Annotated in this window: 18 protein-coding genes; 2 read left to right on the forward strand and 16 right to left on the reverse strand. The window is 30.7% G+C overall.

What is annotated here, in order from left to right:
- Positions 1 to 4: 4 nt before the first annotated feature.
- A complete protein-coding gene (locus RH95_RS03495) occupies positions 5 to 1000 on the forward strand; it encodes an electron transfer flavoprotein subunit alpha/FixB family protein (protein ID WP_010244434.1) in 996 nt (331 codons plus the stop codon).
- A 222-nt stretch (positions 1001 to 1222) separates the two neighbouring features.
- Here the strand turns inward: RH95_RS03495 and RH95_RS03500 are convergent, their stop codons facing one another.
- Genes RH95_RS03500 through ftsE form a run of 4 tightly spaced genes read right to left on the reverse strand, consistent with a single transcriptional unit; the run spans position 1223 to position 5205 of the window.
- On the reverse strand, positions 1223 to 2389 hold the full coding sequence (locus tag RH95_RS03500; RefSeq protein WP_010244439.1) for a S41 family peptidase: 1167 nt from the start codon (positions 2387 to 2389) through the stop codon (positions 1223 to 1225).
- Positions 2389 to 3621: a murein hydrolase activator EnvC family protein gene (locus RH95_RS03505; RefSeq protein ID WP_010244442.1), complete on the reverse strand. Its 1233-nt coding sequence runs from the start codon at positions 3619 to 3621 to the stop codon at positions 2389 to 2391. Before RH95_RS03505 ends, RH95_RS03500 begins: the two co-directional genes overlap by 1 nt.
- A gap of 8 nt (positions 3622 to 3629) precedes the next feature.
- The gene (gene ftsX, locus RH95_RS03510) at positions 3630 to 4532 is read right to left on the reverse strand and encodes a permease-like cell division protein FtsX (protein ID WP_010244445.1); all 903 of its coding nucleotides are present in this window, start codon (positions 4530 to 4532) and stop codon (positions 3630 to 3632) included.
- The gene (gene ftsE, locus RH95_RS03515; protein WP_010244448.1) at positions 4507 to 5205 is read right to left on the reverse strand and encodes a cell division ATP-binding protein FtsE; all 699 of its coding nucleotides are present in this window, start codon (positions 5203 to 5205) and stop codon (positions 4507 to 4509) included. The genes ftsX and ftsE overlap by 26 nt, the downstream gene beginning before the upstream one ends.
- A gap of 238 nt (positions 5206 to 5443) precedes the next feature.
- Here ftsE and RH95_RS03520 point away from each other — a divergent pair, with 238 nt between their 5' ends.
- Positions 5444 to 6628, forward strand: coding sequence for a coenzyme F420-0:L-glutamate ligase (locus RH95_RS03520; protein WP_010244451.1), 1185 nt, complete (start codon positions 5444 to 5446; stop codon positions 6626 to 6628).
- A gap of 189 nt (positions 6629 to 6817) precedes the next feature.
- Here RH95_RS03520 and RH95_RS03525 read toward each other — a convergent pair whose 3' ends face one another.
- The 12 genes from RH95_RS03525 to RH95_RS03580 all read right to left on the reverse strand — a co-directional run bounded on the left by RH95_RS03525 (position 6818) and on the right by RH95_RS03580 (position 17634).
- Complete coding sequence (locus tag RH95_RS03525) at positions 6818 to 7444, reverse strand: V-type ATP synthase subunit D (RefSeq protein ID WP_010244453.1); 627 nt, start codon at positions 7442 to 7444, stop codon at positions 6818 to 6820.
- The gene (locus RH95_RS03530; protein WP_010244456.1) at positions 7434 to 8825 is read right to left on the reverse strand and encodes a V-type ATP synthase subunit B; all 1392 of its coding nucleotides are present in this window, start codon (positions 8823 to 8825) and stop codon (positions 7434 to 7436) included. The genes RH95_RS03525 and RH95_RS03530 overlap by 11 nt, the downstream gene beginning before the upstream one ends.
- Positions 8822 to 10594, reverse strand: a complete 1773-nt coding sequence (locus RH95_RS03535) for a V-type ATP synthase subunit A (protein WP_010244458.1) — start codon at positions 10592 to 10594, stop codon at positions 8822 to 8824. The genes RH95_RS03530 and RH95_RS03535 overlap by 4 nt, the downstream gene beginning before the upstream one ends.
- Positions 10575 to 11216 carry a hypothetical protein gene (locus RH95_RS03540; RefSeq protein WP_010244461.1) on the reverse strand — a complete coding sequence of 214 codons (642 nt, stop codon included), beginning with the start codon at positions 11214 to 11216 and terminating at the stop codon, positions 10575 to 10577. The genes RH95_RS03535 and RH95_RS03540 overlap by 20 nt, the downstream gene beginning before the upstream one ends.
- Complete coding sequence (locus tag RH95_RS03545; protein ID WP_010244464.1) at positions 11217 to 11531, reverse strand: V-type ATP synthase subunit F; 315 nt, start codon at positions 11529 to 11531, stop codon at positions 11217 to 11219.
- A complete protein-coding gene (locus RH95_RS03550; RefSeq protein WP_010244467.1) occupies positions 11531 to 11953 on the reverse strand; it encodes an ATP synthase subunit C in 423 nt (140 codons plus the stop codon). The genes RH95_RS03545 and RH95_RS03550 overlap by 1 nt, the downstream gene beginning before the upstream one ends.
- A 14-nt stretch (positions 11954 to 11967) precedes the next feature.
- Positions 11968 to 13905 carry a V-type ATP synthase subunit I gene (locus tag RH95_RS03555; RefSeq protein WP_010244471.1) on the reverse strand — a complete coding sequence of 646 codons (1938 nt, stop codon included), beginning with the start codon at positions 13903 to 13905 and terminating at the stop codon, positions 11968 to 11970.
- A complete protein-coding gene (locus RH95_RS03560) occupies positions 13886 to 14893 on the reverse strand; it encodes a V-type ATPase subunit (RefSeq protein ID WP_010244474.1) in 1008 nt (335 codons plus the stop codon). The genes RH95_RS03555 and RH95_RS03560 overlap by 20 nt, the downstream gene beginning before the upstream one ends.
- Complete coding sequence (locus tag RH95_RS03565) at positions 14886 to 15209, reverse strand: hypothetical protein (protein WP_010244477.1); 324 nt, start codon at positions 15207 to 15209, stop codon at positions 14886 to 14888. Before RH95_RS03565 ends, RH95_RS03560 begins: the two co-directional genes overlap by 8 nt.
- 402 nt (positions 15210 to 15611) lie before the next feature.
- The gene (locus RH95_RS03570; RefSeq protein ID WP_010244480.1) at positions 15612 to 16304 is read right to left on the reverse strand and encodes an LrgB family protein; all 693 of its coding nucleotides are present in this window, start codon (positions 16302 to 16304) and stop codon (positions 15612 to 15614) included.
- Positions 16294 to 16647, reverse strand: coding sequence for a CidA/LrgA family protein (locus tag RH95_RS03575; RefSeq protein ID WP_010244483.1), 354 nt, complete (start codon positions 16645 to 16647; stop codon positions 16294 to 16296). Before RH95_RS03575 ends, RH95_RS03570 begins: the two co-directional genes overlap by 11 nt.
- A gap of 18 nt (positions 16648 to 16665) precedes the next feature.
- The gene (locus RH95_RS03580) at positions 16666 to 17634 is read right to left on the reverse strand and encodes an electron transfer flavoprotein subunit alpha/FixB family protein (RefSeq protein WP_010244486.1); all 969 of its coding nucleotides are present in this window, start codon (positions 17632 to 17634) and stop codon (positions 16666 to 16668) included.
- Positions 17635 to 17637: the final 3 nt, after the last annotated feature.

The raw sequence follows: 17637 nt of genomic DNA on the forward strand, positions 1-17637 counted from the left end.
TATTATGAAAAATGGAAATATATGGATATTAAATGAAGCTTTAGACAATACACTTTCACCTATTTCAACAGAAATTATGTCTAAAGGAAGAGAATTGGCTGATGCTCTAGAAAAAGAGCTTGTAGTTATAGAACTTGGTTATGAAAATGATGAAATTGTTAAAGAAATAGGTTATTATGGGGCAGATAAAGTAATTCAAGTTAATGACAAACTTTTAAAGCATTATAATACTCTTGGCTATGTAAAAGTTTTTGATAATCTTATGGACAAGTACGATCCCTCTATTATTATGATACCTGCAACATATAATAGACGTGATTTAGCAGGTAGAATCTGTGCAAAAAGAGGAATTGGTCTAGTTGCTGACTGCTCAAAGGTAGAACTTACAGATGATAAAAAAGATATAAAATGGATAAGACCCACTTTCGATGGAAAATTGTTCTGCGATGTTAGAATAACTTCAGAAACTATGATTGCTACAATTGGCAAAGGATCTTTTGTTGCTGCAAATAGAAATGAAGACAATAAATTTGAAATTATAAAAGAGGATTCTCAATTGACAGAAGAGGATATTAAAACAAAATTTGTTGATTTTAAAAAATCTGACATAAACCCTCTAATAGAAAAATTATTAAATTCAAAAGTTGTTGTAGCTGGTGGTAAAGGTCTTGGTGGCCCAGAAAATTGGCACTTAGTAGAAGAGCTCGCAAATGAACTTGGAGGAGCTGTGGGTGCAACAAAAGTTGTATGTGACCTTGACTGGTGCGACAAGAATCTTCAAGTAGGTGTTACAGGGATAAATGTAAAACCTGATGTTTACATCGCTCTTGGTATTTCTGGTGCAATTCAACACACAAAGGGCATGGAAAATTCTAAGGTCATAATTGCAATAAATAATGATCCTAATGCTGAAATCTTTAAAATTTCTAATTATAAAATAGTTGGAGATCTTTTTGATATTGTTCCTCTTTTAATAGAAGAAATTAAAAAAAGAAAATGATTTATAAATTTGCATTATAGTTTAAAATTTAATCTATATCAAATTATTTAAGAGGCTTTATATAAAGTCTCTTTTTAATTTTAAATTTTTATTTTAATTCATTTTTAAGAGCCAAATAAAATGGATGCCACCTAATTTTATAGGTTAACATCCATAAAGAAAATTTAAATATTTACATCACTAGTTTTATTTACACATTACATTAAACTTCTAACTTCTTTATTATTTTTCAATCATCTCAATTGCTTTTTTTAGTTGAGTATCTGTGTCCTTATAGTCCACGCCAATACCTTTTATATCTTCCGGCAATTCTACTTCAACATCAGGTTTTACACCTTTTTTATTTATAGATTTTCCACTTGGTGTATAATATTCTGATATAGTGAGTTTAAGCCCATCTCCATCAGGAAGCCCTATTACATTTTGGACTACTCCCTTTCCATAAGTTGTCTTTCCCACAATTTTTGCACGATGAAGATCACTTATTGCTCCTGCTAAAATTTCTGATGCAGATGCTGATCCTTCGTTGACAAGTACAACCATTTTTATATTATTATAATTTTCATCTAATTTATACTCGTCGATTATTTCGTTTTTATTGTTTTTCAAAGTTACAAAAGTTCCTTTTGGAAGAATTGCATCTCCAATTTCAACTGCTGAGTCCACAACTCCACCAGGATTACCCCTCATATCTAAAATAATTCCCTTGACATTTTCTTTTGTAAGCTCGTCTAAAACTTTTACAAAGTCCTTGCCAGTATCCTCATCAAACATTGTTATTCCAATGTATCCTATATCTCCAATTTTATTTTTGATTACAGAATCAATTTTTATTTCATCTCTTTTTATTGAAACTTCTTCTGTCTTAAGACTCTTCTTTTTTAAAACAAGAAGATCAACTGTGCTTCCGGCTTCTCCTCGCATTTCCTTTGATGCTTCTTCAATTTTTTCTGCATTAAAATCTTTTCCATTTATTTTCAAGATCTTATCACCAGACTCAAGCCCAGCTCCATCTGCTGGAGAACCTTTTATTGGAGAAATTACTGTTACAGTGCCATCTTCTGCTGGAGAAATTATAACTCCAATCCCTTGGAATTTACCAGTAGTCTGTTCTTGCAATTTTTTCATTTCATCTTTAGTTAAATATTGGGAATAAGGATCTTCCAAACCTGCAACAAGTCCTTTTAAAATTCCTGTTTCTAAATTTTCTTCTTTTATCTCCTTATTATATAGATAATTTTCTTTTAAATAATCCTCCATAAGTATTACTTTTCCAAAATCTCTATTATTTCCCAAAATTTCTTTTACAGTATACATTCTTGTAATAAAAGCAGTTGTAACAATTAAAAGTACAACTGCTGCTATTTTTAAAATTTTATTTTTTTTCATCAAATATAACCTAATGGATTTACAGTAGAACCATTTACTCTCACTTCAAAATGTAGGTGAGGTCCTGTTGAAAGTCCTGTCGTTCCTACAAAAGATATGACATCTCCTTCTTTTACACTTTCTCCTACTGAAACATTTACTGCAGAACAATGAGCGTAAACTGTAACAGTATCACCATGATCTATCATAACAACATTTCCATATCCACTCATTAGTTTTGACATAATAACCGTTCCAGATTTAGCTGCAACTATTGGAGTTCCACTTGGTGCAGGTATGTCTACACCTGAATGGAATTTTGCATAACCAAGTATTGGATGAATTCTATAACCATAAGGTGAGGAAATAGAATAGTGTCCTGGCACAGGCCAACTATATTTTTGACCATTTCTAGGCCCAGAAGAAACTGACATGTCTACATTTACTCTAGTTGCATTTCTTTGTTGAGCAAGCCTTGCTGCCTCTTGTTCTTTTTTCTTTTGTTCAGTTATTTCTTTTTGAAGTCTTGAAATTTCAGAATCTAAGCTATTCCAATTTGACTCAGCTTTTTCATATTCTTGTCTGTACAAATCTAAATTTGACTCCAAAACTCTCATGTATTCATTTTTCGCATCTACAGCATACTGATAAGTTTCTCTTTCATTTTCAACAGCTGCTTTATTTGCTGTTACCTTTGCCCTATCTATTTCAAGCCTTTGTTCTGCTTCTTCTATCGTGTCAATTTGTTCTTTTATATATTCAATTAAATCTCTATCAGCTTCGGCAATAGATGAAATAATTTCATTATTTCTAAGTAATTCTTCAATGTCTTTTGAATTTAATATAACTTCAATATAATTGACATTGCCTCTTTTGTACATTTCTCTAAGTCTTTTTCTAAGTATGTCTGTGTTTTTAGAAAGATTTGCCTGTGCTTCTTCCAACTTCCTTTGATTTTCTTCAATATCCTTATTTAAACTTGATATTTCATTTTCAAGAGAAGAAATTCTTGAAGATGCAACTTCTATTTTTGCATCTAAATCTTCAATCTCACTAGAAACCGATTTTTTCTCTGTTTCAGTATTTGAAATATTATTTTTTTGTTCATTTATCTTTTTATTTATTTGTCTTTGTTCTTGTTGTTTTTTATTCTTTTCAATAGTCAGATTCTTAGAGCTCTTTGCAATAGCTCCAGTTGGAATAGCCATAAGAGCTACTAGACAAAGTGAAAGAATCTTTTTTTTACTATCCATTTTTTCACCTACACATCCAAAAATTTCTTAGTTGAAAATAAACTTCCAAAAAAGCCTATTCCAACGCCGATACACAAAAATATTATATACAATTCCCTTTGAATAGACAAGCATGATATTAAATCCAAATTAGTTATATCATAAAGTTGAGGGTTTAACTTGTCATATAAAAGTTCATAAAGCTTCATACTTAAAAACCCCGCAAGCATTGCACCCAAAACTCCAAAAATGATTCCATTTATAAGAAAAGGCCCTCTTATATAAGTATCTGTCGCACCCACATATTTCATAATATTTATTTCTTTTCTTCTATTTGAAACAGCTATTTTAATAGTATTATGAATAATTAAAACAGAAACTAAAACTAAAACTAATACAATACCTGTTCCAACATATTTCACTCCATTTTGCACCTTCATCATTTGAGTTACAAAATCATAATAATAATTGTGGTCTTCAACTATATCAATATCTTTATATTTCTCTTCAATTTCTTTTCCATATGAAAGTTCTTCCATTTCAACAGTAATAGATGCAGGAAGTGGATTCCCTCCAGGAATATTTTCTAATATAGTTGAGTTTTCTCCAAATCCTTTTTTGAATTCTTCAAGTGCTTCTTCTCTTGAAACATAGGAAACTTTTTTTACTTTGTCATTTTTATTTAATTCAGAAATAAAAGCATTTACCTCCTTGGAATCTGCCTCATCTTTCAAAAAAAATACAACCTTGTCAAGTTTCTCACCTGTCTGATAAACTATGCCATTTAAATTTAAAATCATAAGCATAACTATTCCAAAAAGAGTTAACATTGCCGCTATAGAAATCACTGAAGTAAAAGACATTGTTTTATTTCTCCAAAAGCTTGCAAAGGACTCTTTCAAAACATTAAAGAATTGTCTTATTATTTTCATAATATCCCCCTTCCCTAACGTCTGATATGATTTTCCCTTTATTTAAAGTGACTACTCTTTTATTAAATTTATTTACAATATTTACTGCGTGCGTTGCCATAATGACAGTCTTTCCATCATCATTTATATTTTTTAAAGCTTTCATTATATCCCATGCAGTGTTTTCATCTAAGTTTCCAGTGGGCTCATCGCACACAAGATAAGGTGCCCTATTGACAATCGCCCTAGCAATGGAAACTCTTTGTGACTCTCCCCCAGAAAGTTCTGAAGGATAGTCTTTTTTCTTTTCACTTAAATTTACAAGCTCAAGAGCATAATCAACATTTTTATTTATCTCTTTTTTTGAAGCTCCCAAAATTTCAAGTGCAAAAGCAACATTTTCAAAAACTGTCTTTTTTTCCAATAATCTGTAGTCTTGGAATACAACTGAAATATTTCTTCTAAGTTTGGGTATCATATATTTTGAGATTTTAGTTATTTCATCGCCGCCAATAAAAATTTTGCCACGATTTACTTTTTCCTCTCTAATTAAGAGTTTTATCATAGTAGATTTGCCTGCGCCCGATGGCCCAACTAAAAAAACAAAATCACCGCGAGGTATTTCAATATTAATATTTGAAAGTGCAGCAACACCATTGTTGTATTCCTTAAATACATTTTCAAATTTTATCATAGATACTACCTTTCTTTATTCTCTATAAGATTATATTACAAAGTGGTTACAAATGTATAGTCTATTTACTAAATTTCTCATAAATATATAATAATTCTTAATATATTTAAATTTGTCATTAATATTTTTAAATCTGGGGGAATTTTTTAAATTTCTTTAAAAAAAAATTTTACATTTTTAATAACATCGTGTATAATTTTGAAGTAAAAACGTAATTTATGTAAATGTAGGAGGAATTATGCAAAGATACATTGGAACAGTTGTACGTGGAATCCGTACTCCGATTGTAAAAAGTGGAGACAATCTAGTTGATATTGTCGTAGATTCCCTAGATAAGGCTATTGAATCAGAAAATATTTCTATGCACGATAAGGATGTTGTCGCTGTAACAGAATCATTAGTTGCTAGAGCTCAAAATAATTATGTAACTACTTCTGATATAGCAGAAGATATAAATAAAAAATATGATGGAGAAATTGGGATAGTATTTCCTATCTTGAGTAGAAATAGATTTTCAACAATCTTAAGAGGAATTGCAAAATCAGGAAAAAAAGTTCATTTCCTATTTTCTTATCCTTCTGACGAAGTTGGGAATTCACTAATGGATCCAAACCTTCTATATGAAACTAAAATAAATCCTTTCACGGATGTTCTAGAAGAAAAAGATTACAGAAAAATTTTTGGTGAAGTTGTAAAACATGAATTTACTGGAATTGATTATGTTACTCTTTATAAAGAAATTTGTAATGGCAACTGTGAAATACACTTTTCAAATGACCCAAAGACAATTTTAAATTATACTGACGAAATTTTAATTGGATCTACTCATACAAGATTTGATATAAAAAGAATTTTAAAAGATCAAGGTGCAAAAACTGTTCTAGGTCTTGACGATCTACTAAATGAATCAATTAATGACAGTGGTTACAATAAAGAATTTGGTCTACTTGGATCAAACTTCGCATCTGAAACAAAATTAAAACTTTTCCCACGAGATGGAGAAACTTTTGTAAATGAAGTTCAAAAAAAATTAAACGAAAAATACAACAAAGAAATTGAAGTTATGATTTATGGCGACGGAGCTTTTAAAGATCCCGTTGGTAAAATATGGGAACTTGCAGATCCCGTAGTGTCCCCTGCTCACACTAAAGGCCTTAGCGGAACTCCAAGTGAACTTAAAATAAAATACATTGCAGATACTGATTTAAAAGATATGGACACAGAAACTGCAACTGCCGCAATGAAAGAAAAAATTTCCCACAAAAATAAAGATTTAGTTGGTAAAGACGAAACCCTAGGCACAACTCCTAGAAGAATAACTGATTTACTAGGAAGTTTGTGTGACCTCACAAGTGGATCTGGCGACAAGGGAACTCCTGTAGTTTTAATACAAGGTTACTTCGACAACTTCGCCACAGAATAGTATTTTAAAATTAAATATTTTATTAAAGCGTTGTTTTTTCAACGCTTTTTTGTTCTATTTTTAGTTATTTTAAGTTTAGGACTAAATGCGTATAAGTGCAAATTTTTTATATAAAAATATCTGTTAGAGATTTACTCCCCAACAGATATCATAGAACCTTATAGAAATAAGAGCAGGTACTCCAAGGAGTTACTTGCTCTTTCTATTTTTCTTATTTTTTACTTTTTTAAGTCTAAAGAAATCTTCTCTTTCTTTTTCTGCCAAAATTTCTTCTATCTCTCTAATTATATCTTTATATTTTGGAATTTGAATTTTATCTAGAGCATTTGCCCTTTTTGCAGTCTTTTTTATTTCATTTGCAAGCCTAAAAACCGAAGTTTCTATCTCTGCAAGTTCATAAATAACAGGAAGAATTTCCTCAATATTTATCTTTGCCCTGTCAAAGGCGGCATTTGATTTGTGAAGCGAATACTCAGCTTTCACATCTCTTTTTTCATATTTTACTTTTGGAAGTTCAAGACCCATTACTGATCGAGATAGAATATTATATTCATCCTCAAGAGGTGCAAACTCTCCCATTTCTTTTAAAGAAAGAGCACCCATTGAAATTGTTGCTTCAACTAATTCAGAATAAGAATTTCCAAATTTTTCTTCTATTTCATCTTGAAGCTTTTTTGCATTTTTATTTAAATCCATCATTTCTTTTATGAGGACTGTTCTTTTTTTATCGAGAAGATCATATCCCTTTTCTGCCAACATAAGAGCATTTTTTGACGCTATTAAATTTGCTTTTGTCGGTGTGACCTTAATTGTCATTATCATCACCTAAATATTTTTCTTTTAACTTAGGATCAATTCTATCAATCATTTCAGATGGAAGTATTTTTAAAAGTTCCCATCCTAAATTTAATGTTTCTTCTATATCTCTATTTTCATTTTGGTCTTGAGTCAAAAATCTTTTTTCAAATTCATTCCCAAATTTTAAAACTAATTTTTCATCATCAGATATGTCATCTTCACCAATAATTTGAGCTAGAGCCCTTGTTTCTTGTACCTTTGAATAAGATGCAAATAATTGTGAAGATAAATCTGGATGATCTTCTCTAGTGTATCCTTCTCCAATTCCATCTTTCATAAGTCTTGATAGTGAAGGTAATACATCTATTGGAGGATAAACTCCCTTTGAAAATAAATCACGACTTACAACGATTTGTCCTTCAGTAATATAACCTGTAAGGTCTGGTATTGGGTGTGTGATATCATCATTTGGCATTGTTAATATTGGAATTAATGTGACTGAACCATTGCTATCTTTTGTCATCCCAGCTCTTTCGTAAAGTGATGCAAGATCTGAATACAAGTGTCCAGGGTAGCCCTTTCTTGAAGGAACTTCTTCCCTTGAAGATGAAACTTCTCTTAAAGCTTCTGCATAAGAAGTTATATCAGTCATTATAACTAAAACTTGCATATTTTTTTCAAAAGCCAAATATTCTGCCGCTGTAAGAGCACATTTAGGCGCAATCAATCTTTCCATAATTGGATCATCAGCATAATTTATATACATTACTACCTTGTCAATTACTCCAGAATTTTTAAAACTTTCTCTAAAGAAATCTGCTTCGTCATGTTTTACACCAATTGCAGCAAAGACTATGGCAAAATTATTTTCTCCATCTTCATCTGCAATTTTTGCTTGTCTTACAATTTGTGCGGCAATTTCATTGTGTGGAAGTCCTGATCCAGAAAATATTGGAAGTTTTTGTCCTCTAATAAGAGTCATAAGTCCATCAATTGAAGATATCCCTGTTTGAATAAAATTTCTTGGGTATTCTCTTGCAGATGGATTTATTGGACGACCATTGATATTATAAACATCACTTGAATAAATCGCACCTCCCTTGTCTATCGGCTCTGCTGTCCCATTAAAGACTCTTCCCAAAATTTCTGATGAAAGAGGTACTTCAAAGGGGTGTGCTGAAAATTCTACTTTAGTATTATTTGTAGAAACACCTAAGTTGTTTCCAAAAACTTGCACAACAGCTTTGTCTTCGTCAACTTTTATTACTTGACCAATTTCTGATCTCTTTCCATCCTTTGATTTAATTCTTACAACTTCACCATAGCTAACTCTGTGAAGATTTGAAAGTTCTAATAAGGATCCTTCAATTCTATCAAGTGTTAAATATTCTTTTTTCATTCTTCATCACCATAAGTTGTACTAAGATTTAAATAAAAATCATTTATTTCATTATTTAAGCTTACAAATTTTCTCAAATCTTCATTTTCTATATCATACTTCATATTTATAACTTTCCCATAAAGTGCATCATTTTTTATAACTGAAATTGGGATTTTATATTTAAGTGCTTGCTTTCCCTTTTCGTAAAGATTATCTATTGTTTTTAACATTTCAAATTGTTTTTCAAGGGGAACAAAAGTGTCAATTGGATTGAACGCATTTTGTTGCAAAAATCCAACTTTTACCACACGACAGATTTCAAGAACAAGTCTTTCTTCATCTGGCAAAACATCTTCTCCAACTAACATTACAATTTCATTTAACTTTGCTTCTTTGTGCAAAAGATCTAAATATTTTATCCTCAAATCAGGAAGATCACCATCAAGCCTCATATCGTAATAATTTTTAAGAAGGGGAATGTAACCTGAATATGAGTTCATCCAATTTATTGCAGGATAGTGCCTTGAGTAAGCAAGTTCTTTATCAAGTGCCAAAAATACATTTACAAATCTCTTTGTATTTTCAGTAACTGGTTCAGAAAAATCTCCACCGGCTGGTGAAACTGCACCAATAAGAGTAACTGATCCTTCAGTTTCAGAAAGAGTTTTTACATATCCAGCTCTTTCATAAAAACCTGCAATTCTTGAAGGAAGATAAGCAGGATAACCTTCTTCTGCCGGCATCTCTTCAAGACGACCAGAAATTTCACGAAGTGCTTCTGCCCAACGAGATGTGGAATCGCCCATTAATGCAACGTGATAACCCATATCTCTAAAATATTCTGCCATAGTTACACCAGTATAAATAGAAGCTTCACGAGCTGCTACTGGCATATTTGATGTGTTTGCAATAAGAATTGTACGATCCATAAGTGCCTTACCTGTATTTGGATCTATTAGTTTTGGAAAATCTTCCAAAACTTCTGTCATTTCATTTCCACGTTCTCCACATCCAATATATATAATAATATCTGCATCGCAATATTTCGCAATTTGATGTTGAGTCATTGTCTTTCCAGTACCAAATCCTCCAGGTATTGCAGTAGTTCCTCCCTTTGCAATTGGGAAAAATACATCAAAAACTCTTTGACCTGTTACAAGAAGTTTGTCAATGGGAAGTCTTTCTTTAACTGGTCTAGGAATTCTTACTGGCCAATTTTGGTACATTTTAACTTCATTTATTTTTCCAAATTCATCTTTTACTTTTAGGAGAACTGTTTCAATATTGTACTTTCCATCTTCCAAAATTTCTACAATCTCTCCATCCACTTCTGGTGGAATCATAACCTTGTGAGTTATAATATCAGTTTCAGGCACTTCAGCAAAAATTTGGCCTCCATAAACTTTATCATGCAACTTAACTTTAAATTTTACATCCCAAAGTTTTTCTTCATCTAAAGAAATAAGACCAATACCTTCAGGCATAAAAGATCCATGTTTTTCTTTAATAGTTTCAAGAGGTCTTTCAATCCCATCAAAAATCCCTCTTATCATTCCTGGCCCAAGTTTTACAGAAAGTGGTGCACCAGTGGATATAATATCTTCATCACGTTTTAGCCCTTCAGTTTCTTCATAAACTTGAACTGTTCCTAGGTCTCCATCAATTGAAATAACTTCGCCAATTAATTTTTTCTCGCCCACAAGAACCATTTCTCTAATTTTGTAATCGGCCATATTCTTGCCAATTACAACTGGTCCGTCAACTGATTTAATTAATGCCTTTTCCAATGACTTCACCTCTTTCTTTTAATTTTTCATGTAGCATAGAGCCTATTTCATATCTCATATCGTCTAACTTATTTTTAAGAGATAAATTTATATTATAAGTTTTATCCACATCAGATATTATAAAACCACCAATATGATAATCAAAAAGCTCATCAATTTCTAATTCCATGCCCTTTTCTTTTGCTATCTCTTTGAATTTTTCAACGAGCTCTTTATTTTCATCATTTTTTATATATAGATAAATTTTTTTCTCATCAATTTCATCTAATATTTCTCTAAAATTTTTTATTTCTAGATTTACATATTCTTCTGTCTTTGTAAAAGCCAAAAGTTTTTGTGAAAGAGTTTCGAGAAGTTCTCTCAATAATTTTTCATCTTCTTCTAGGAAAAGAACTCTTTTTTGTTCTTCAACTGATGCAATAAGTTCATAACCCCTTCTCTTTGCAAGAGCTACTCTCCTATCCACATAGGATTTTTCATCCTCTTTTAATTTTTCTACTTTGTCAGCTAAAACTTTTTCTGCTTTTTCCTTTTCTTCTCTTATTTTATTTTCGCACTCTTCTTTTTGCTTTAAATAGACAATCTTATTGAATATGGCAATTTTGTTTTCAAGTAAAATCATTTAATCACCTACAGCTTTCACACCGACAGATTCTCTTACATATTTTAAAATAAAATCATCTTCCATCTTTCCATCTAAATCGGGAATAGTTACAACTAAAGGAAGCTTTCCAGTTAATTTAAATTCCAATACTTCATCTTTTATTTCATTAAAAGATGAATAAGTTAAAATTATTATCCCAATTTCTTCATCATTTTTATAAGCTTTAAAATTTTTTAAAAGTTCAGATCTGTCTTTACATTTAACAGACCTTACACCTGCAAGGCGAAGGCCGTTAATTATATCGTCATTTGATGTTAAAAGAATTGATCTCATTATATTCTTCCAAGAATCATAATTGAAATAATAAGACCATAAATTGCAATACCTTCTGCAAGTCCTAAATAAATCATTGATTTACCAAGAATCTTAGGATCTTCTGATACAGCTCCAATTGCTGCAGAACCTACATTTGATACAGCAACTCCGGCACCTAGTGATGCAAGACCTGTTGAAAGACCTGCTGCCAAAAATCCAAGGCCATTACCTGATGCTGGTGCTGCTGTTGCTGCAGATGCCATTTGTGGTACAAATGTAATTAGACCAAATACAAAAACTGGTGCGAAAACAAATAAATTTAATTTTAAAAGTGCACGAGCAAATTTTTTATTTGAATTCGTTCCCTTTTGAATAAAATAAAAACCTGTAACTACCATTGAAAATACTGTCAAAACTGCTAAAATAATAATCTTTTCCATCTTTAAACTCCTCTTTAATAAATTCTGTCGGGTTCAAAAAGAACTCCGTCGCCACTATAATACTTGCTAAACATTTCATAATATTCAAGTCTAAGTGATTGAATAAATACAATTAAACCTTCAAGACCCAATATCAAAATATTGCCAAAAATTAAAACTGCAATATTTCCTCCACTTGAGCCAACCATTTCTCCAAGAGTTTTAAATGCTAAGAATAAACCCACGTGGTTTATCGCAAAGGCACCCACTCTTATAAATGAGATAATTGAACTCATTGTTGAAAGAAGTGCTTCCAATAGTCCAAAAGAGGACTCAATATAATAATCAGATGCACTGCCCTCAGGTTTTTTCTTAAATAAAACTTTAAGTATTGGTCTTTTAAATAACATTAAAAGTAGACTTACTACTAAAATTCCAACAGATATTTTCTTTGGAAGAGGTGCATTTCCACCCATTACAGCTATTCCAATATTTATCATAGCTATAAAAATTAAAACTCCAAGCACACCTTCTTTTGAAAAGAAGGCTTCATCTGCTTTGTTATTTTTTAATCTATTGTAAATACCAATACCATAGGAGATGGCAAGTAAAATAATGCCAAAATAAATCGCAATTATAAGCGTATCATCTATATTATCAAAAGGTCTAAACCAAATTGCAGGAATAATTTCTTCACTGCCAAATACTGACCCATACATCACTCCGAAAAACATTGAAGATGCTCCCATTCTTATTAAGAGTCCTCCAAAGTCTTTGTTCTTTTTTGTCAATAAAAGTCCGGCAATTACAAACACAGCCCCTTGACCCAAATCGCCAAACATCGCACCAAACAAAATCATGTATGTTATCCCAAAAATGACAGTGGGATCAAACTCTTCATAATTTGGAGTTCCATACATATTTATCAGTAGCTCAAAGGGCTTGAAAAAATTTGCATTTTTAAGCTTTGTAGGTGTCTTCATTTCCTCATCTTTAGGATCTACATATTCTATATCTATATTTTTATATTTAGAAAGTTTATCTTCCAACTTCTTCTTGTCTGAATCTCCAATCCAACCAGATAAATAAAAATATTTATTTGACTTAAGCATATGCTTTTTTGCCTTTTCAATTTCTTCATAACTAAGCATATGGGCAAGAGTAGTCTTTAGTTCCTCACTTCTATTTTCCAATAAATTCTTATTGTACTCTTCAATTTCAAACATTTTTCTCTTTACTTTTTCTTCTTCTTCTTCAAGATTTTTGTAAATAAGATTTGCTGTCCCCTCTACATTTTCTCCAAGAAGTTCAACTTCTGTAAAGTTTAAACTATTTAAAACTCTATTTATATCTTTCTCAGTTTCCTTAGGATAAATTACAAGAAAAAGTTCCCTATTATCCACAGTCCCTGTGTGATAAATCATAGCGAGAATATTCCCATAGTTCTTTTTAAGTCTATATCTTGCATCTTGATCTAAAAAACCAAATCTAGTGTTAAAATACTTTAAATCAGCAATATCCTTTAAATCAATATCTACATTCTTAAAAAGTTCATAATTCTCTTTCAAAGTATCTAAAATTTTTAGATTTTCCTTCGTCTTTTCATATTCATCAATTTTTTCACTTATATTTGCCACAAAGGAATCTACATCCTCATCTACATTTACCTTTTCAAAATAAGACTCATCAATTTCTTCAATTCCCAAGAATTTCATTATCTCTTCTGCCTTTTTAGCAGAAGTCTTGTGAGATTCATCTTCTTCAACAGGAGAAATATAATTTAATTCTAGATTTCTCTCCAAGTTTTCTTCATTGTCAAGACTAAACATAAATTTGTTATCAGCAACATTAGCTTCAGCCGACATAAATTGCATACAATTTAAATTTAAAATGTCCAGCACAACTGAATCCATATCATCAATCTTTCCAATGATATTAGCGACCTTCATTTTTTCAACGGCCAATTTTTTCACTTCCCTCTCTATCTACAATCATATATTTTAATTTTTCGTCTTTATCAAGACCAAATCTAGTACCCTCTAAAATTCTTTCAATATTTGCAATCTCAAAATCTAAAAGCACCAAAAAGCTCATAAACTTTCCAATTCCATCAGTCTTTCTAAAGTTTTTTCTTGCAATTCCATACATGGTCTTCTTTGCAGTTCTTCCAGTCTTAATAACTCTTCCTCCAGAAAACAAAACAGAGTATCTAGAATTTTTGATTTCTTCCTCAAATTCTTCTTCATCTAAATATGAAAGATGTAGCAATTTTTCAGAAGTATAATTCCCACCAAAAATTGTAAAATTAAAAATTTCTTCAGGTGAAATATTGTAATATTTTTTTGCCCTATAAATCCAAATAATATTTAAAAGATCAATATTCACACCAAAAATCTTTTTGAATTCTTCTCTGTCCTCTTTAGATAGAGATTTCACCGCCTCAGTTAGATTCATATAATAAAACTTATCTAAATTCATCTCAATGGAAAAAAGTGCATCTTCATCCTTAGAAGACTTATAATTTTTTATGGAGTCATAATAATGAGTTCCCTTTAAATTATCTATAAAAGACTCAAAGGTTTCATCTATAAAATTTATCTTTTTTCCACCTATTACAAGTTCATCCACTTTTGGATTTTTTCCCATTTTAAGAGCTCTTAAAATTTTAGAAATTTTTTCTACATTGCTTCTTTCCAAATAAGCCTTCAAAAAATCTCTATATCTTAAAGGAAGAAATCCACGAAGCTTTAAAACTTGTCTTCTCCTATAATCTTCTAAAAATTCTTCAACTTCATAAATATCCGAAAAAGAATCTATGTCAGGAAATTTCTTCTCTTTTAAATAAGAAAGCACCTCTCTTGCGGAATCTTTTTCAGCCATTATTACAAAATCATCATAATCCAAAAAATCTGAATACATTTTTGAAATCTTTGCATTTAATGCCTTTAGACCATCAAACATCTCTTTTACTTCCAATCACCATATTAAAAGCACTTTCAATAAGACTATCAGAGTTCTCATTGTAAAATTTTTCAATCTCTTTTAAATTTCTTGCATTGTCATTTCGCAAATTTTGAGCTTTTTCTTCAAACTCAGATAAAATTTCATCACTTTTTTCTTTGCCAAGTAATTTAGACTTTTCAATAGATTCATTCTCAAGGTCTGTAAGTTTTTCTCTCAGATCTTTTTTTATCTTTTCAATCTCTTCATCAGTATCTTGAACAAGTTCTCTGGTTTTTTTATCTATTGTTAAAATACTATCTATGCTTTCTTTCAAAAATATCACCACTCTTTTTATTTCTTCACACGTTCTTCATTATAGACCTTTTAACTTCGATTTCAAGAGCTTTTTATAAATTTGCATAATTTCATTTAATTTTCACATTTCACATAGTGAATATTTTTTTGCAAAATGAAGACAAATATTTATTAGCTTTTTCTAATGTTTATATAAAATATTTTTTACCAAAAAAACTATTTATTTTGCAGTTTTTTTACTTTTAATTCTGTAAAACTGTTTTTATCGAATTCAAAATAGCTATCTTAAATCCTTTAGCAATTTTTTTCTATGTAATTTACTTATTGAAATATTCTCTCATGCCTGAACAAAAAAAGAACTTAAACCAAAGTGATCTAAGTTCTAAAGTACGATTTTTATATTTATATTTTAAATTTTATTTTAATATAATACAGTTATTAGTTTCATAGCTATTGGCATTAAAACTACAGTAACAAGTCCTGCTACTGCAATTGAAAGACCGCTCATAGCCCCTTGGATTTCGCCAAGTTTTCTTGCTTCAGATGTACCAACTGCGTGAGATGATGTTCCTATACCAACACCTTGTGCCGTTGGATCTGTTATGTTAAATATTTTCATTATTATTGGTGCAATCACAGCTCCAGTAACTCCTCTGAGAACTACAAGTACTGCTGTTATTGCAGAATTTCCACCATACTCCGCTGATAAAGATATTGCTATTGCCGTTGTAATAGATTGTGGAGTTGATGAAACTACTAAATTTTCATCTAATCCAACAAACTTTGATGCAATTATTACAAAAGCGAGAGATATAATAGAACCTAAAATTGTACCTGTTAAAATAGGCATTAAATTCTTTTTCAATTCCTCTAAGTTTTCATAGAGATCTACTACCATGGCAACTGTAGCAGGTGCGATAAAGAACATAATAAAATCTCCGCCTTGCTTATAGGACTCATAAGGAATGCCAGTAAGTTTTAAAAACAATATACATATAGCAATTGAAATTAAAAGTGGATTGGCAATTGGAGATTTTAATTTATTGTTAATCATCTTTCCTATTTCGAAAGTTGCAAAAGTTAAAATAATACCAAAATATTTATTATCTAACATTTTTCCTCCTTTGCAATATTTCTATTACCTTACCAGTTAATCCCATAGTAATACCTGTCCCTACTATTACTATAAGAGCAAGTGTTAAAGTCTTACCTTTTATCTCGTCATAACTATTCATTATTCCAACACCTGCTGGTACAAATAATATTGCCAAATTTTGAAGAATACCATTTGATGTCTTTTTAACATCGTCAGGTTCTAAAATTTTAAGGGCAAAAGCTATGAATAGATAAATCATCCCATATACTGCTTCTGGAATAGGAAAATTAATAAGATGTCTTGTAATTATTCCTAAAAATAAACATACACATAGGATTACAAACTCCTTTAAATAATTCATAGTTAACTCCTATTTTAATTAATTTTCTTTTATTTTTTTAATTTCTTCAGTGAATAGGGGAAGAATAACCTTACAATCACCAACAATACCAATGTCAGCTATATTAAATATTGGAGCATCTTCATCTTTATTAATAGCTACTATAAAATCTGAATTCTCAATTCCAGATATATGTTGCACTGCTCCACTAACTCCGCATCCAATGTAAAGTTTTGGAGAAACAATTTTGCCAGATTGACCTATTTGTGAAGCCTTTGGCAAAACTCCATCGTCAATTACTGGTCTAGTTCCAGAAATAGGTGCATCAAGAACATCAGCTAATTCTTTAACAAGGGGATAAATTTCTTCTGAACTTGCGCCTCTTCCACAAGTTACAATAATTTGTGCATCTTCAAGATTTATTACTTCTTCTGTTGAAGTAACAACATCTCTTATAACTGCTTTCAAATCTTTTAATTCATCAACTTCTTCTTTTATGATTTCTCCTTTTCCAGCTAAATCATCTCTCTTATCAAAAGATCCACTTCTTATAGCAATAATTCTAGTCCCTTTTTTTACCTTTGATACAGTTAAAACTGTTGCACCATAAGATGGAGTAACATAGTGAACTTCGTCCCCTTCAAATTTAATATCCATTACATTAGTAACAGAAACTGTATCAAGAATAGCTGCAACATTAGCTGCTAAATCTTTTCCATCAAGACTTCCAGGGATAAATATATCTTCTGCATCATATTTTTCAGCAACTTTAACAATAGTATTGGAAAAATCTTCCATATTGTAAGCATCTCTTTTAACAATTATAATTTTATCAGCACCTGCTGCTTTTAGCTTTTCTACTTCTTCATCAACAATATCATCAAAAATTAGAGCAATAGATTCAGTTGATTTTTCCTTTGCAATTTCACTTGCCTTAGATAATGACTCCAAGCTTAGCTTTATAGGAGCCCTATCTTTTATTTCTATATAAGTTAATATATTTTTCATCTT

It is taken from the genome of Peptoniphilus rhinitidis 1-13 (assembly GCF_000246925.1).
GTDB classification, from domain to species: domain Bacteria; phylum Bacillota; class Clostridia; order Tissierellales; family Peptoniphilaceae; genus Peptoniphilus_A; species Peptoniphilus_A lacydonensis.

Bases quoted from the DNA above. Each gene is read 5' to 3' on its own strand.
- RH95_RS03575 (WP_010244483.1), bottom strand. From the start codon at position 16,647: ATGAATTATTTAAAGGAGTTTGTAATCCTATGTGTATGTTTATTTTTA.
- RH95_RS03550 (WP_010244467.1), bottom strand. From the start codon at position 11,953: ATGGAAAAGATTATTATTTTAGCAGTTTTGACAGTATTTTCAATGGTA.
- RH95_RS03580 (WP_010244486.1), bottom strand. From the start codon at position 17,634: ATGAAAAATATATTAACTTATATAGAAATAAAAGATAGGGCTCCTATA.
- RH95_RS03505 (WP_010244442.1), bottom strand. From the start codon at position 3,621: ATGGATAGTAAAAAAAAGATTCTTTCACTTTGTCTAGTAGCTCTTATG.
- RH95_RS03525 (WP_010244453.1), bottom strand. From the start codon at position 7,444: ATGACAATTAAGGTCACACCGACAAAAGCAAATTTAATAGCGTCAAAA.
- RH95_RS03500 (WP_010244439.1), bottom strand. From the start codon at position 2,389: ATGAAAAAAAATAAAATTTTAAAAATAGCAGCAGTTGTACTTTTAATT.
- RH95_RS03545 (WP_010244464.1), bottom strand. From the start codon at position 11,531: ATGAGATCAATTCTTTTAACATCAAATGACGATATAATTAACGGCCTT.
- RH95_RS03530 (WP_010244456.1), bottom strand. From the start codon at position 8,825: ATGAAAAAAGAATATTTAACACTTGATAGAATTGAAGGATCCTTATTA.
- RH95_RS03560 (WP_010244474.1), bottom strand. From the start codon at position 14,893: ATGTTTGATGGTCTAAAGGCATTAAATGCAAAGATTTCAAAAATGTAT.
- ftsX (WP_010244445.1), bottom strand. From the start codon at position 4,532: ATGAAAATAATAAGACAATTCTTTAATGTTTTGAAAGAGTCCTTTGCA.
- RH95_RS03540 (WP_010244461.1), bottom strand. From the start codon at position 11,216: ATGATTTTACTTGAAAACAAAATTGCCATATTCAATAAGATTGTCTAT.
- ftsE (WP_010244448.1), bottom strand. From the start codon at position 5,205: ATGATAAAATTTGAAAATGTATTTAAGGAATACAACAATGGTGTTGCT.
- RH95_RS03570 (WP_010244480.1), bottom strand. From the start codon at position 16,304: ATGTTAGATAATAAATATTTTGGTATTATTTTAACTTTTGCAACTTTC.
- RH95_RS03495 (WP_010244434.1), top strand. From the start codon at position 5: ATGAAAAATGGAAATATATGGATATTAAATGAAGCTTTAGACAATACA.
- RH95_RS03520 (WP_010244451.1), top strand. From the start codon at position 5,444: ATGCAAAGATACATTGGAACAGTTGTACGTGGAATCCGTACTCCGATT.